This is a genomic window from Marinactinospora rubrisoli, from assembly GCF_042664915.1.
GTDB lineage: Bacteria > Actinomycetota > Actinomycetes > Streptosporangiales > Streptosporangiaceae > Marinitenerispora > Marinitenerispora rubrisoli.
This window is the reverse complement of record NZ_JBHTBH010000001.1, coordinates 816,006-831,260: the sequence shown is the minus strand read 5'-3', so window position 1 is coordinate 831,260 and position 15,255 is coordinate 816,006. Positions and strand designations below refer to the sequence as shown.

The window sequence follows — 15,255 nt, the reverse complement described above, 5'->3', positions numbered from 1 at the left end:
CCGCCATGGATCCGATCCCCGTCTGCTGAGTACTGCCACCCCGTCCACGCCGCGCGCCGAGCGCGGCCCGGCGATTCCCCCTGGGTTGTGGAAAGGACCGTCAATGACCGAGAAGTTCGAGGGCGGCCAGGAGAGAGCGCTGTCCCCCGCCACCTCGCCGGACCAGCCCCCGTCCACCCCGCCGGCGGCCGACGGCCGGGCCGACGTCCCCGAGGCGTCCAGTGCGACGTCCCCGGCCGGGCAGGCGGAGACCGCGACCGCCACCGCGGCGGCGGCCGGCCACCCCCGCGCGTTCGACGCGGTGGGCGCCGTGGCCCGCGCTCCCCTGGAGCCGGTCGAGCCCGGCCCGCAGCTCGGCCGCCCCGGCCCGCCCGTTCTGGCGGGCGCCGCGATCGCCGGGCTGATCCTCATCGCCGCGCCGTTCGCGGTGTCCGCGAGCACCCAGAACACCTCGCTGGAGACGGTGCCGCTCACCTCCGGCAGCCTGATCGCCGGCACCAGCGACCGGGAGGCCGGCGAGAACGCCGCGGGCACGGCGGCCGCCGGGGGCGACAGCACGGCCGAGGCCCCCGCCACGACCGGCAGCGTCAACGACGCGCCCGAGGAGGACTCGGGCGGCTACGTGCCCGAGGTGCAGGAGCGGCCCGCGGGCGGGGCGGCCACGCCGGACCCGGCCGCCGCCGGGACCGGTGAGGAGGAGCCGAACGAGCCGGCCCCGGACGGCCCCGCCGGGGAGACGTCCACCACCGGCGGCGGCGGGGACCGGTCGGGAGGCTCCGGCGAGGCGCCGGAGGCCCGCATCTCCGACGAGGACGCGCCCGGCATCATCGGCTCGCTGCCCGAGGTGGGGTCGCAGCGCTCCGCTTCCGAGGACACACCGGCCGAGGACGACACCGGCGGCGAGCGTTCCTCGCGGTCGGAGGACGCCGAGGAGAGCGGCGGCACGGAACGGTCCGCCGACACCGGGCAGCAGAGCGCCGACGGCGACGGCCCGAGCACGCTGGCGGGAGCGGCACCGGCCGGCGAGCGGGAGGAGCGACCCGAACAGGAGCAGGAGGCGCCCCGGGGCGAGGAGCGCACGGCCGAGGACGGCGAGCAGAACCGTCAGCCGGCGAACGAGGAGAACGCCGACGCCCCGCCGCCCGCGCCGGCTCCCTCCGAGGAGCCCGCTCCGCCCGCAGAGGAGCAGCCGGCCGCCCAGCCGTCTCCGGCCGCGTGGAGCTTCTCCGAGGTCGTCGGCCCCGGCTGCCCCTCGGACGCCGCCGCCTCCTACGGCCGGACGGGCCACTGGCAGGAGGGCGACGGCAGGAAGTCGTGGGCCACTCGCCAGGGCGCCGACCAGCAGGAGGACTGCAACGCCGACTACGACGCGATCCCCGTCTCCGGCAATCCGGAGGAGGGCAACGGCGAGTTCGCGTACTGGACGTTCTCGCCCGGCCGCGCCGGCGCCAAGTGCGAGCTGTTCGTGCACATCCCGCAGGACGAGAGCCCGCTGTGGATCGCCGAGCAGGAGGCCCGGTACCAGGTCTTCTCGGGCGATCGCCCCGAGGGCGACGCCATCGGCGTGTTCGGCATCGAGCAGGCCGGCGTGCGCGGCGGCTGGGTGCAGGTGACCGGATTCACCGCGCCGGCCGAGACCTTCACGATCCAGCTCACCAACATCGGCGCCGACCCGCTGGCGGGCCAGGGCACGGACCGTGCGCACGTCGCCGCGTCGGTGATCCGGACCACGTGCTCGTGACGACGCGCGCACCCGGGCGGGGCGGCCGTGCCGCCCCGCCCGACCACGCACCAGGCCGCCCGGGTCCGGGAACCCGCCCGGCGCACGGGGGCCGGAGGAGAAGAGGGAAGACGAGATGGCCAGGCAACTTCTCACGGTAGCCCCGGACGCGCACCCGACGATCGGGGCGGCGCTGGCCGCGGCCGACAGCGGCGCGCTCATCAGCATCGCGCCCGGTCGCTACGAAGAGAGTCTGGTGCTGATGAAGGTCGTCACGCTGATGGCGCGTGACGGCCGGGGCAGCGTGGAAGTCGTCGCCGAGTCCGGCAGCGCGGTGGTCTCGGCGGCGGAGGCCGTCAAGCTGTCCGGTCTCGTCCTGCGCGGCCGCGACGAGCAGCGTCCCGCCGTGGACATCGCCGCGGGGCAGGCCGAGATGGACGACTGCGAGGTCGACGGCTCGGCGTGGACCGCGGTCGTCGCACGGGACACCGGCGCACTCGCGATGCGGGGCAGCCGGGTCACCTGCTCGGGCGGTGCCGGGGTGGTGATCACGACGCCCGAGCGCAGCATCATCGAGGACTGTGTCATCGAGGACGTGGAGACCAGCGCGCTGGTCATCGGCGACCGGGGGCACCCCGAGGTGCGCTCGTGCGTGTTCCGCGACGTACGCGGCAACGGGGTGTTCGCCAGCGGGCAGGCGGCCGGGCTGATCGAGGACTGCGAGATCTCGGGGTGCTCCAAGCCGGCGATCGCGCTGGAGGACGACGCCTCCACGGCCCTGCGCGACATCCGGGTGCACGACACCGCCGACGACGGCCTGGTGGTCTCCAGCCGGGCGCGCACCGAGGTCGAGGACTGCCGGTTCGACGGCGTCGGCGGGCGCGGCGTCGCCGTGCACAACGGCTCCGACCCGCAGTTGCGCCGCGTCGTGGTCGCCCGTTCCAAGGGGGTGGGCGTGCACGTGTGGGGCAAGGCGCGCGGCACGTTCACCGACTGCGAGGTCGAGGAGGCCGGCGGCGACGGGGTGCGCGCCGAGGACCGTGCCGGGACCTCCTTCATCGAGCTCACGGTGCGCGGCGGCACCGGGGTCAGCGTGAGCGGCGGCAGCACCGTGGAGTTCGATCGCGGGCTGGTCACCGGCGCGAACGGCCCGGGGTTCGTGGTCGAGGCGAGCAGCCCGTTCCTGCGCGGTGTGACGATCGCCGACACCAAGGGCCAGGGGGTGCGGTTCCGCAAGGGCGGCCAGGGCCGGCTGGAGAACGTGACGATCGAGCGCACCGCCAAGAGCGCGGTGCAGGTGGACGAGCGGTCCCGGCCGCTGCTGTCCGGGGTCCAGGTGCGCGAGAGCCGGGACGCCGGCATCGCGGTGGGCGCGGAGGCGCGGGCGGACCTGCGCGACTGCGACGTCTCCGACTGCACGGGCGACGGGATCGCGGTGCACAACGGCGGTGAGGCGTCCCTGCTCCGCTCGCGCGTGTACAACGGCCGCCGCAACGGCGTGCTGGTGGCCGCGGGAGCGCGGGCGACCCTGCGCCGCAGCGAGGTCTTCGGCAACGCCGGTGATGGCGTGCTCGTGCACAGCACCGAGGACGTCGTCGTGGAGGACTGCTCGGTGCGCGACAACGGCCGCGCCGGGCTGCGCCAGACCGTGCGCAGCGAGCGGGTCCGCGCCAGCGACCTGCTCAGCAGCGGCAACGGCGCCCCCGACACCTACGGGGCGGACGCCGACGGCAGCCTCCCCGAGGCGGCCCCGCTGCCGGGTCTCCCGAGCGCGGACCCCTCCGGCGAGGAGGTGTCCGAGGCCGATGGGCCGCTCGCGGAGCTGGAGTCGCTGGTGGGCCTGGCCAACGTCAAGCACGAGGTCAAGACCCTCATCAACCGTAACCAGATGGCCAAGCGCCGTGCGGAGATGGGGCTGCCGACGCCGCCGATGAGCCGGCACCTGGTGTTCGGCGGGCCGCCCGGTACCGGTAAGACCACGGTGGCCCGGCTGTACGGCCGGATCCTGGCCGAACTGGACGTGCTGCGCTACGGCCACGTGGTGGAGGTGGCGCGCGCCGACCTGGTGTCGCAGTACGTCGGCGGCACCGCGATCAAGACCACCGAGGTGTTCGAGCGCGCCAAGGGCGGGGTGCTCTTCATCGACGAGGCCTACACCCTCTCGGGCAAGCAGGACGGCGGCAGCGGTCCGGACTTCGGGAAGGAGGCCATCGACACCCTGGTGAAGCTGATGGAGGACCACCGCGACGAGGTCGTGGTGATCGTCGCCGGATACACCGAGGAGATGGAGGGCTTCCTGGCCGCCAACCCCGGCATGGCGTCGCGGTTCAGCCGCACGATCGAGTTCCCCAACTACGAGGTCGAGGAGCTGGTGCGGATCGTGGAGGGGATGTGCCAGACCCACCACTACCAGCTCGCGGACGAGACCAAGGCCGCCCTGCAGGCCAAGTTCGAGGGGATGCACCGGGGCGCGACCTTCGGCAACGGCCGCGACGCGCGCAAGATCTTCGAGGAGATGGTCGACCGGCAGGCGTACCGGCTGGGCGGGGAGCCGCCGGACAACCCGGCCGATCTCACGTTGCTGCTGCCGGTGGACCTGGGCATGGAGGCGCCGTCCGACGACGCCGGTGAGCCGGTCGACGAGGTGGCGGCGCTGCGCGCCGAGCTGCAGGACATGGTGGGCCTGGAGGGGGTGAAGTCGACCGTCAACGACCTCGCCAACCTGCTCGTCATGTCCAACCAGCGCAAGGCGCTCGGGCTCCCGGTGGCCTCCATGAGCCACCACCTGGTCTTCGCCGGCGCGCCCGGTACCGGTAAGACCACGGTGGCGCGGTGGTACGGCCGGATGCTGAAGACCCTCGGTGTGCTGCCTTCCGGCCAGGTGGTGGAGACCGCGCGCTCCGACCTCGTGGGCCGCTACGTCGGGCACACCGCGCAGATGACGGCCGAGGTGTTCGAGCGGGCGAAGGGCGGGGTGCTGTTCATCGACGAGGCGTACACCCTGACCCCACGGGGCGGCAGCGGCAACGACTTCGGGCAGGAGGCGGTGGACACCCTGGTGAAGCTGATGGAGGACCACCGCGATGAGGTCGTGGTGATCGTCGCCGGATACACCCACGAGATGCAGCGGTTCCTGGACTCCAACCCGGGTCTGGCCTCCCGCTTCGCCCACCAGGTGGAGTTCGCGAACTACAGCGACGAGGAGCTGGTGACCATCGTCGCCAAGATGGCGGCGTCCTCGGGTTACGAGTGCGGTCCGGAGACGCTGCAGAAGCTGGCGGAGCACTTCGCCGCGGTGCCGCGGACCGCGTCCTTCGGTAACGCGCGGTACGCCCGCCAGGTGCTGGAGCGGATGATCACCCGGCAGGCGGGCCGGCTCATCGAACTGGCCGGGACGGCCGGCCGGGAGGACTTCACCGCGCTGCTGCCGGCGGACGTTCCGGACCCGGCGTGAGGCGGGCCGCGGCGGCCTGACCCGGGTCGTCCCGCCGTACCTCGTACCCGCGCTCGGCGGGGGCGGCCCCGGTCGCCCCCGCCTCCCGTCGCCGGACCCGGCCACGCCGCCGTGCCCGCGCCGGAGTAGAACAGGAGGAGCACGTCCGACCTTGTCCGGGCGGCCGGAGCCCGGCGGGCGGCACCCGGGCCGCGGCGCCGGACGGCCGCGGCGGCGGACACCACTGCGGAGGTACGAGGGAGATGAACCGCCCGTGAGCACGGAGGGCAGCACGAAGGCCGTCGTGACGGCGCTGGGCGCCAATCTGGGCATCGCGGCCACGAAGTTCGTGGCCTACCTGCTGACCGGATCATCGTCGATGCTGGCGGAGTCGATCCACTCGGTGGCCGACTCCGGCAACCAGGTGCTCCTGCTGGTCGGCGGGCGGCGCGCCCAGCGCCGGGCCACCCCGGAGCACCCGTTCGGCTACGGGCGCGAACGGTACGTGTACGCCTTCGTGGTGTCGATCGTGCTGTTCAGCCTCGGCGGGCTGTTCGCGCTGTACGAGGCGTGGCACAAGATCAGCGACCCGCACCCGATCGAGGAGTGGCGGTGGGTGCCCGTGGTGGTGCTGCTCGTCGCGATGGCGCTGGAGGCGTCCGCGCTGCGGACCGCCGTCCGGGAGGCCGACGCGGTCCGCGGCCGGACGAGCTGGTGGCGGTTCGTCCGCAGGTCGAAGGCGCCGGAACTCCCGGTCATCCTGCTGGAGGACACCGGGGCGCTGCTCGGCCTGGTGTTCGCCCTCGCCGGAGTGGGCCTGACTCTGGCCACCGGCAACGGGGTATGGGACGGGCTCGGCACCGGCGCGATCGGGCTGCTGCTCGTGGTCATCGCGGGGCTGCTCGCGGTCGAGATGAAGAGCCTCCTCATCGGCGAGTCCGCCAGCGACGAACACGTCCGGCTGATCGAACGCGCGATCGCCGATGGCCCCGAGGGCGATGCCCTCATCCACATGCGGACCATGCACCTGGGGCCGGAGGAACTGCTGGTCGCCGCCAAGATCGCGATCGACCGCGGCGACAGCGCCACCGAGGTCGCGCACGCCATCAACGCCGCCGAGCGCCGGATCCGGGAGGCCGTGCCGATCGCCCGGCTGATCTACATCGAGCCGGACATCCGCCACGCGAGCCGGCCCGCGGTCTGACACCGCCCGGTCCGGCGGCGCGCGGCCGGGGCACGGCCTCCGACACGCGTGCCGCGCGCCGGGTCCCGGCCGGCGGCGTACCCGCCGCATAGACTGGCCGCTGCCTGCTCACCCGGCCCGGACGCGTGGCCGGACGGCCAGCGGACGCGCGGCCGCGGGGCCCGGCCGCCGTACCGGGCGCGGTCCCGGACGGCGCCGTTCTCGTTGCCGGGCCGCGACCCGGGCGCTTCGGAGGTCCCCGAGTGATCAAGGACGACCAGAACCACGGCGGTCACGGTGATTCCCGCTCCGCGGCCGCGCAGGGCGGAACCGCGGTGACGATCCAGCTCCGGATCAACGGTGTCCGGCACACGGTCCGGATCGAGCCGCACGTGTCCCTGCTCGACACGATCCGCGAGGTCACCGGCACGTCCGGCACCGTCCCCGGCTGTCCCGACGGCCGCTGTGGTGCCTGCACGGTCATCGCCGAGGGCCGTCCGATCACCGCGTGCCGTACCCGTGCCGCGCTGATGGACGACGCCGCGGTGACGATCCCGGCACCCCGCCCGGAGCCGGCGCCCCGGCCGTGGGGCGCCCCACACGGACGGTGCGCCGGTCGCGGTGCGCAGTCCGAGGTCGGCCGCTAGGGAACGCGGTGTCCCGCGGCGCGGGCCAGTTCGTACCATTGCGCGCGCGTGAGGGGAATGTCGGAGCCTTGAGCGGCGCCCGCGACTCTGTCCGGCGTCGTCGTGCCGAGGACGACCTGCATCCGTGCGGGGTGCCGGGTGATCCAGGCCGTGGCGATCGCGATCGCCGGGACGCCGTATTCCGCCGCCAGACGGTCGATGACCGTGTTCAGCCGCGCGTATTCGGGCGCCCCCAGGAAGGATCCGGTGAAGAACCCGGACTGGAACGGCGACCATGCCTGGACGGTGATGCGGTTGACGCGGCAGTAGTCGAGCACGCCGCCGCCGTCGAGGGTCGTGGACTGGTCGAGCCCCGCCATGTTCATGGCGACGCCCTGCGCGACGATCGGCGCGTGCGTGAGCGACAACTGGAGCTGGTCGGCGACGATCGGCTGGCGCACCGCGGTCTTGAGCAGGTCGATCTGGCGTGGCGTGTGGTTGGACACGCCGAACGCGCGGACCTTGCCCGCGGCCTCCAGGTCGTCGAAGGCGCGCGCGACCTCCTCGGGCTCGACGAGGGCGTCGGGCCGGTGGAGCAGCAGGACGTCGAGGTAGTCCGTCCGCAGCGCGCGCAGCGACCCCTCGACCGAGGTGACGATGTGCTCGTAGGAGAAGTCGAAGTACGGCCCGTCCCGGACGATTCCGGCCTTGGTCTGCAGCGTGATCTCCGCCCGCTGCGATGAGGTCAGCCGGAGCGCGTCGGCGAAGCGCCGCTCGCATTCGTGTTCCGTCGGGCCGTAGATGTCGGCGTGGTCGAAGAAGTCGATTCCCGCCTCGCGCGCCGTCGACACCAGCGTGCGGATCTCGTCGTCGGTCTTGCCGGCGATCCGCATCATGCCGGCGACGACGTTCGGGACGGCCGGACCGGTGGGGCCGAGCGGAACGGTCTTCATCGAGGGCGCTCCCTTGCGATGGGTGGGGGCATGGCGGCGCGGCCGGTCAGGCGCCGGCCGAGAGGAGCGTGAGTTCGTCGTCGGTGAGCGTCAGCTCGGCGGCCTGGACCGAGTCGAGGACGCTCTCCGGCCGGGACGAGCCGGGGATGGGGATCACGACCGGTGCGAGGGCGAGTTCCCAGGCGAGCGCGATCCGCTGCGGGCTGACGCCGCGGGCGTCCGCGACCCGCTGGAACGCAGCGTGATGGGAGCCGATCTCCCCGGCGCGTGCGATGCCGCCGAGCGGCGACCACGGCAGGAACGCGACCCCGAGGGCCGCGCAGTGCCGGAGCTCGTCGAGGCTGGAACGGAACGCGGGCGAGAACTGGTTCTGCACCGACGCCAGGCGGCCTCCGAGGATCTCGTTCGCCTGGTCGATCTGCGCGACGTTCGCGTTCGAGATGCCCGCGAGCCGGATGACGCCCTCGTCGAGGAGGTCCCGGATGGCGCCGATCGAGTCGGCGTACGGCACCTCCGGGTCGGGCCGGTGGAACTGGTAGAGACCGATGGCGTCCACGCCCAGCCGGCGGGCGGAGGCCTTCGCCGCCTCCTTCAGATACTCGGGGCGGCCGTTCAGCGTCCATGACCCGTCGCCGGGGCGGAGGTGCCCGCCCTTGGTCGCCACGATGACGTCCGAGGTGTCGCGGCCGTAGGTGCGCAGCGCGCGGGCGATGAGCTCCTCGTTGTGCCCGACCTCACCGGCGTCGCGGTGATAGGCGTCGGCGGTGTCGATGAGCGTCACGCCGGCATCGAGCGCGGCGTGGATCGTCGCGATCGAGCGCTGTTCGTCCGGACGGCCCTCGATCGACATCGGCATGGCGCCGAGACCGATCGCCGAGACGGTACGGGGGCCCAGGGTCCGCTGTTGCACGAGTGGTCCTTTCCCGTGGGGATGGCGCTCTTACGATAAGGACCGCTCGACTAGAAATCCAACAACTGAAACTCATGCGATTCAGTACCAGGAGCACTGAATGGATCTCCGGCAGATGGAGTACCTCGTCACCCTCGCCGCGGAACAGCAGTTCACCCGCGCGGCCGCGATCTGCGGGGTCTCACAGTCGGGTCTCTCCGCGGCGATCCGCGGCCTGGAACGGGAGCTCGGCACCCGGCTCTTCCACCGCACGACCCGCAAGGTGGAGCCGACCGACGCCGGGCACGCGCTCCTTCCGCACGCCCGCACCATGCTGGCCCAGGCGGCCGCCGCGCGGGAAGCCGTCGAGCACACCTCACGCCGGTTGCTGGGGCGGCTCCGTGTAGGAGCGGAGCAGTGCCTCGGCGTCGTCGACGTCAACGCGCTGCTGGAACGGGTGCGCCGCCGTCATCCCCTCCTCGATCTGCACTTCACGCAGGCCGGTTCGCACGAACTCACCCTGCGGGTCCGGGAAGGCGTCCTCGATGTCGCGTTCATCGCCACCGCCGACCGCCTCGGCACGCTCGAACGGATCGAACTCGGCCGGCAGCCGCTCGTCCTGCTCGCCCCGCCCGGCCACCCCCTCAACGTGGAGCGCGCCGTGGAGTGGGCGGAGCTGGAGGGGCAGGACTTCATCGATTTTCACGAGTCCTGGGCCATCCGCACCCTGAACGATGCGGCCGGCGAAGCCCACGGGGTCGCCCGCCGTGTGCGCTGCACCGTCAACGACGTGCACACCCTGCTGGATCTCACCCACCGCGGCCTCGGCGCCGCCATCGTCCCCCGCCACGTCGCCGCCAAGCCGCAGGCGGCCGGACTGACGATCCGATCGATGCCGCCCGACGCACCCGGCTGGACCGTCTCGGCGATCACCTCGGCCGCGGCGACGGCGTCCACGCGCCGCGTGATCGACCTCATCCGGACCCCCGACGCCGCCTGAACGCGCGGCGCCGGGGTCCGCGCCCGCCGGGCGTGCCCCGAACCGGAAGCACACGTCCCCGGCGGGGCCGCGGGGCGACCCCGCCGGTCTCCGGGACCGCCCGCGCCCTACTCGGCGGTGATGGAGATCTGGCGCGGCTTCGCACGCTCGCTTCGGGCGACGGACACGCTCAGCACCCCGTTGTCGAGCCGGGCGGACACCCGCTCCGGGTCGATGTCATGGGGCAGCATGGTGCGGTACTCGAACCGCCCGTAGCGGCGGGTGCTGTGCCGCAGCCGGCGGGCCTTCTCGGCCTGCTCGCCGCTCTCCCTGACCTCACCGCTGATGATCAGCTCGTTGCCGTCGAGGCGGATGTCGATGTCGTCCTTGCGCAGCCCCGGCACCTCGGCCTCGACGACATAGCCGTCCTCGTTCTCGGACACGTCCGCGAACGGCGTCCAGACGTCCGGCCGCGCCGACTCGCCGAAGGCGACGTCGAGCAGGCGTCCCATGCGGTCGTACAGGTCCTCGAACTCGCTGAACGGCGTCCACTGGGCCGGTACGGCCCGCGTACGGCGTACTGGCAGCACCATGACGCTTCTCCTCCCCCATGTGTCGCGCACGTTCCTATATCAGCCCCTACCACGCGCACCGGCGGATATGCGGCCGGGATCCGCCGCCTGGCGGGGCCGTGCGGGCGCATGAAGGCCGGGCGCCCGGGTAGACGGCCCGGTCCCGCCGGCGGCACGCCGGCGTCACGAATCCAGGAAGGGAGAGCGGGCATGCGCGAGTGCACGCACCGGGAGGACCGTCCGCGCGGGGAGCGCCCGTGACCGTGCTGGCCGTGCGGATGGACGCCGCGGGGACGCTGCTCAACGGCGACCTGACGCTGTTCCCGGAGGCGCGGGGCGTGGTCGTGTTCGCGCACGGGAGCGGCAGCTCGCGGTACAGCCCGCGCAACCGGGCCGTGGCGCAGGCGCTGAACTCGGCCCGGTTCGCGACGCTGCTGTTCGATCTGCTGACCGATGAGGAGGAGATCGAGGACCGGGACACCGCCCGGGTGCGGTTCGACATTCCGCTGCTCACCGAACGGCTGAACGGCGCGGTGACGTGGTTGGCCGAGCGCGAGGACGTGCGCGACCTGCCGGTGGGCCTGTTCGGCGCGAGCACCGGCGCCGCCGCCGCGCTCGGGTGCGCGGCGGCGCTGCCCCGCCAGGTCGCGGCCGTCGTCTCACGCGGCGGCCGGCCTGATCTCGCCGGGCCGGCGCTGGAGCAGGTCACGGCCCCCGTGCTGCTGATCGTCGGCGGCGCCGACGACGACGTGCTCGCCCTGAACGACACCGCGGCCCGGCGGATGCACTGTGTGACCAAGCTGCACGTGGTCCCGGGGGCGACGCACCTGTTCGAGGAACCGGGCGCGCTCGCCGAGGTCGCCGACACCGCGTCGGGCTGGTTCGAGCGCTACCTCCGCGAGCCGGGTACCTGACGCCGCACCGGTGGTCCTCCGGCCCCACCCGGCCGCGCCGCCCGCGCCGTCCCGCCCCGGAGGCGACGGCGCGCGGAGCGGCCGTCCGCTCCTTGGACCGTCCCCGGGGCGTGTTCGGCCGTGATCCGGACGGCGGCCCCGAACATGTCCCTGGCGCCGACGGCGGCGGACGGCGCCGTCGGCCGCCCGCACGGCGGGGGTCACCCGCGGGGCCGCGGCGCGGAACCTCCGCTCGCCTCGTGGAGGGCGTGCACCACCTCGTCGTCGCTGAGCTGTGGGAAGTCCTCGTACCACAGGCCGACCGCGTGGAAGTCCTCCGGTTCGAGCAGGCACACGACCTCGTCGCAGTCGGACCCGTGGCGCGCCGCCGCCAGGGCCGCCGCCGACCCCACCGGGACGGCGAGCCGTGTGGAGGCCGGGTTGCGGTCCGCGAGGTCGCGCAGGGCGGCGCGGGCGGTCACCCCGGTGGCCAGTCCGTCGTCGACGACGATGACGTCCCGTCCGCCGACCTCCGGCTCGCCGCGGCCCTCACGGTAGATCAGCAGCCGACGGCGGGCCTCGGCGCGCTCGTGTTCGACGGTGTGCAGCAGGGCGTGCCGGTCGACCCCGAGCCGGGCGGCCCGTTCCGTGTCGAGCAGCACCGGACCGTGCGCGGTGACCGCGCCGATCCCCAGCTCCGGGTTGCCCGGCGCGCCGATCTTGCGGACCACCAGCACGTCCAGCGGAGCCGACAGGGCCCGGGCCACCGGGACCGCCACCTGCACGCCGCCGCGCGGCAACGCCAGGACGTACGGCCGGTCCAGCCCGAGCCCCGTGAGCCGTTCGGCCAGCAGTTCCCCGGCCTGCGTCCGATCTCGGAATCCCCTCATGCCGGCCCGCTACCCGGCGCGGCGGTGCCCTCACCCGCCCGGTGCCGTCCGGGCCTCAGCCGCGGGCCATGGCGATGGCGCCGGAGAGCCGCTCCCCGGCCTCGTAGATCATGTAGGGCACGCCGCGGTCGGTACCGAAGGCCGGCGCGGCGGCGCGGCCGTTCTCCGGGGCCGCCGACCGCGAGTCGTAGAAGACGCCCAGGTGGTCGCGGCGGGAGAAGTCGGCGCCGACCTCGGTGATGAGGATGTTGCCGCCGCTCCCCTTGTCGGTGTGGTAGACGACGAAGGTGCGGCCGTTCCGCTTCAGCAGGTGCGGCCCGGAGACGTTGGCCGCGCCGACGTCGGCGTGGTCGATCAGCGGCTCGCGGGCGAACTCCCAGGAGCGGCCGTCCGCCGACCAGCCCCAGCCGATGTCGCGATGGTCGGTGGCGTCGTTGCGCATGAACACCATGACGTAGCGGGCGCCGCGGGACGGTATGTCGTGCCGGAAGACGCGGGCGTAGGAGGCCTCGGTGGTGCCCTGTGGCAGCATCGCGGTGGTCAGCACGGCCCGGTCGTAGGTGAAGTGGACGCCGTCCTTGGACCGGGCGAGCCGGGTCGTGGTGTTCTCACCGTGGAAGTACAGCCACATCTCGCGGTGCTCCGCGTTCCACATCACGTGCGGGGAGGAGACGTGGCTGACGCTGTAGTGCGGCGACCACGTCCTCCCGACGATCGGGTTGTCCGGGTACTCGGTGAACGGGCCCTCCAGCGAGTCGCCGTAGGCGAGGCAGATACCGCCGGGGGCGTCGTGCGGGGCGTAGTAGAGGTAGTAGCGGCCGAGCCGGGGGGCGGGCAGCCGGTCGTAGACGCCGCGCACGCAGGGGAAGATGATCTCGCCGGTGGGGTTGTACGAGAGCCGGCCGGGGGTCAGCAGGGTGCGCACGTAGCGGTAGTCCGGGAAGCCGCCCGGAGCGGCGAGCGCGGGGGCCGCGCCCGGCTCGCCGGCGGCGAACAGGACGCCGCCCGCGGTGGCGGCGGTGGCGCCGGTGGCGATGTGCAGGAAGCGGCGGCGGTCGAATGTCATTGCGGTGGCTCCTTCGTCGATGGGGGATCGGTCAGAGCTGGGTGGCGGCGGTGACGATCAGGCCGCCGAGTGCGACGCACCACACGTACGGCAGCGTGCGCAGCATCACCTGCTGCGGGCTGACGCCGGAGTACTGCGCCGCCCACACGGTCTGGGTGCTGGTCGGGTCGGCGACGCCGAAGACCTGGTTGTACGAGGCGGTCAGCCCGAGCACGGCGACGGCCGGGTAGACGCCGGCGGAGATCAGCACCCCGGCGATGCCGGCGCCGAGTCCGTAGACGTTGAGCGGGCCGCGGTACAGGCACAACGGCGTCAGCAGCGTGAAGACGATGACGAAGACCACGGGGTTCGCCGGGCTGAGCGCCGTGACCAGCGGGTTGAGCGCGTCGATGGCACCGGGCAGTTGCACGGCGGCCAGCAGGATGCCGATCGCGACGAACAGCGCGATGGGCGGGGCGGCGACCTCGAAGCCGGCGTAGAGGGTGCGCAGCAGCCGCTTGTTCATCTCGCGCGGCCGGGTCGTTGTCACCAGGGTGTAGAGCACGCCGGCCAGCATTGACGGGATGATGGCCAGGCCGAAGCCGAGCGCCAGCACCAGAGGGACGGCGGGGGCGAGGAGCGCGTACCAGGGCGCGTCGCCCAGTTGCCGGGCGCGGTCGCGCCGCCGGCCGCCGCCCGCAGGCCGCTCGGCCATCGAGGCCAGCGACCATGCGTGCTCGACGCCCCTGCGGCGGGTCTCGACGAGGACGAACAGGACGGCGAAGACGGCGGCGAAGGGGAACAGCTTCAGCATGAAGCCCTGCACCGTCTCGATGGGGAGGTCGAGCGCGGTGGAGAAGAACTGCCACACCGGCAGCTCGAACGGCATGCCCGCCGCGATGCCCATGAGGATGGTGCCGGCCGCGGTGGTCTTCGGCACCCCGACCGCGATCATCGCGGGGATGCCGATGATGCCCGCCATCATCGCCGCGGGCGCGGATCCGGTGACGGTTCCGATGAGCGCGGAGACCGCGAGTACGCCGAGCGCGACCACGGTGGGGCGGTCGCCGCCGAACTCGACGATCTTGCGGACGAGGGTGCCGGCGATGCCGGTCTCCTCCATCAGCTTGCCGAGCCAGGAGCCGATGAGGACGGCGAGCATCGTGGCGGCCAGCGCCACCGCGCCCTCCTGCAGCACGGTGTCGAAGATGCTGTTCTCGCCGGTGAGCGGGGCGCCGACGACGATCGCGACGGCCACGGCCAGCAGCACGAGGGCGAAGGCGGTGGGCAGCTTGCGGGCGAGCATCAGCCCGACGCCCACGAGCATGAGCAGCAGAATCACTATTCCCATGGCGGCGCCTCAGTCCTCTCCGAAGGCCTCTTCAAGGGCACCGGCCGCGCTCGCGAGCGCGGCGGTGAGCAGTAGGGGGCTGCGGCCGAGACCGCAGCGGGCGGCCGCGTAGCCGTGCGCGGCGAGTTCGTCGGCCCCGGCGACGTGTCCGGCGATCCGGAGCCGGCCGAGCCGCAGCGCGGTGTGCCCGGTCCTGTCGCGCAGGCCGCGGCGGAGGGCGGTGTCGCGGTGCAGCAGGCAGTGCGCCTGCTCATGTGCGACGGCTGCGGCGCGGAGCGCCCCGGCGGGAAACCACTTCCGCCAGCTGAGCAGCTCGGCGAGCTCCTCGCCCAAGGCGAGGGTGTCGGCGAACAGTTCGACGGCGGGGGTGGGGCGCGAGACGTAGCGGGCGAGCAGCAGCCGGTCCATGCCGCCGTCGCGCACCACGACCCGTGCGGCGGGGGCGGGTCCGTGCGTACCGCCGTCGGCGGCGAGCCCGGCGCCGAACGCGGTCGCCGCCTCCGCCCAGCGGCGGAGCAGCGCGGGGTCGCGCCCCTCGTGCGTCGGGGTGTTGGCCAGCAGGCGGACGCCGAACTCCGCGTCGTCCAGCTCCGCCAGCCGCGCGCACTTCGCGCGCAGCTCGGCGCGGCGGGTGGGGGCGAGCCGGTCGAGGAGGGGGCCCGCCGCGGGCACCGGCACGCGGCCGGCGGCGGCCCGGCTCGGTGCACCCCTCGCCCCGGCC

General features: G+C 73.7%; 13 protein-coding genes. 6 read left to right on the top strand and 7 right to left on the bottom strand.

Annotated elements, in window-relative coordinates; all coding sequences use genetic code 11:
- The first annotated feature begins 103 nt into the window (after positions 1–103).
- From ACFQRF_RS03715 to ACFQRF_RS03700, 4 genes are all read left to right on the top strand, one after another.
- Entirely contained in the window at positions 104–1,741 is a 1,638-nt protein-coding gene (locus tag ACFQRF_RS03715; protein WP_379868778.1) for a hypothetical protein, read from the top strand.
- A gap of 115 nt (positions 1,742–1,856) precedes the next feature.
- Positions 1,857–5,174: a right-handed parallel beta-helix repeat-containing protein gene (locus tag ACFQRF_RS03710; protein ID WP_379868777.1), complete on the top strand. Its 3,318-nt coding sequence runs from the start codon at positions 1,857–1,859 to the stop codon at positions 5,172–5,174.
- Positions 5,175–5,427: 253 nt separating this feature from the next.
- Entirely contained in the window at positions 5,428–6,357 is a 930-nt protein-coding gene (locus ACFQRF_RS03705; RefSeq protein ID WP_379868775.1) for a cation diffusion facilitator family transporter, read from the top strand.
- Positions 6,358–6,599: 242 nt separating this feature from the next.
- The gene (locus tag ACFQRF_RS03700; RefSeq protein WP_379868773.1) at positions 6,600–6,983 is read left to right on the top strand and encodes a 2Fe-2S iron-sulfur cluster-binding protein; all 384 of its coding nucleotides are present in this window, start codon (positions 6,600–6,602) and stop codon (positions 6,981–6,983) included.
- Here ACFQRF_RS03700 and ACFQRF_RS03695 read toward each other — a convergent pair.
- Together ACFQRF_RS03695 and ACFQRF_RS03690 are read right to left on the bottom strand one after the other, a co-directional pair.
- Positions 6,980–7,915, bottom strand: a complete 936-nt coding sequence (locus ACFQRF_RS03695) for an aldo/keto reductase (protein WP_379868771.1) — start codon at positions 7,913–7,915, stop codon at positions 6,980–6,982. The genes ACFQRF_RS03700 and ACFQRF_RS03695 overlap by 4 nt on opposite strands.
- A gap of 46 nt (positions 7,916–7,961) precedes the next feature.
- Positions 7,962–8,825, bottom strand: a complete 864-nt coding sequence (locus ACFQRF_RS03690) for an aldo/keto reductase (RefSeq protein WP_379868769.1) — start codon at positions 8,823–8,825, stop codon at positions 7,962–7,964.
- Positions 8,826–8,925: 100 nt separating this feature from the next.
- Between ACFQRF_RS03690 and ACFQRF_RS03685 the strand changes: the two genes are divergently transcribed.
- Positions 8,926–9,804: a LysR family transcriptional regulator gene (locus ACFQRF_RS03685; RefSeq protein WP_379868767.1), complete on the top strand. Its 879-nt coding sequence runs from the start codon at positions 8,926–8,928 to the stop codon at positions 9,802–9,804.
- A 107-nt stretch (positions 9,805–9,911) separates the two neighbouring features.
- Here ACFQRF_RS03685 and ACFQRF_RS03680 read toward each other — a convergent pair whose 3' ends face one another.
- Positions 9,912–10,376 (bottom strand): Hsp20/alpha crystallin family protein, encoded by a 465-nt coding sequence (locus ACFQRF_RS03680; RefSeq protein ID WP_379868765.1) that lies wholly within the window; start codon positions 10,374–10,376, stop codon positions 9,912–9,914.
- A gap of 236 nt (positions 10,377–10,612) precedes the next feature.
- Here ACFQRF_RS03680 and ACFQRF_RS03675 point away from each other — a divergent pair, with 236 nt between their 5' ends.
- Entirely contained in the window at positions 10,613–11,269 is a 657-nt protein-coding gene (locus tag ACFQRF_RS03675; protein ID WP_379868763.1) for a dienelactone hydrolase family protein, read from the top strand.
- Between the two features lie 200 nt (positions 11,270–11,469).
- On the opposite strand, the gene ACFQRF_RS03670 is transcribed toward ACFQRF_RS03675, so the two are convergent.
- From ACFQRF_RS03670 to ACFQRF_RS03655, 4 genes are read right to left on the bottom strand one after another with little or no spacing between them, the layout of a single operon-like run.
- Positions 11,470–12,138: a phosphoribosyltransferase gene (locus ACFQRF_RS03670; RefSeq protein WP_379868761.1), complete on the bottom strand. Its 669-nt coding sequence runs from the start codon at positions 12,136–12,138 to the stop codon at positions 11,470–11,472.
- A 55-nt stretch (positions 12,139–12,193) separates the two neighbouring features.
- Positions 12,194–13,204, bottom strand: a complete 1,011-nt coding sequence (locus ACFQRF_RS03665) for a hypothetical protein (protein ID WP_379868759.1) — start codon at positions 13,202–13,204, stop codon at positions 12,194–12,196.
- A 31-nt stretch (positions 13,205–13,235) separates the two neighbouring features.
- On the bottom strand, positions 13,236–14,534 hold the full coding sequence (locus tag ACFQRF_RS03660) for a TRAP transporter large permease subunit (RefSeq protein ID WP_379868757.1): 1,299 nt from the start codon (positions 14,532–14,534) through the stop codon (positions 13,236–13,238).
- Positions 14,535–14,543: 9 nt separating this feature from the next.
- Entirely contained in the window at positions 14,544–15,212 is a 669-nt protein-coding gene (locus ACFQRF_RS03655; protein WP_379868755.1) for a hypothetical protein, read from the bottom strand.
- Between the last annotated feature and the right edge of the window lie 43 nt (positions 15,213–15,255).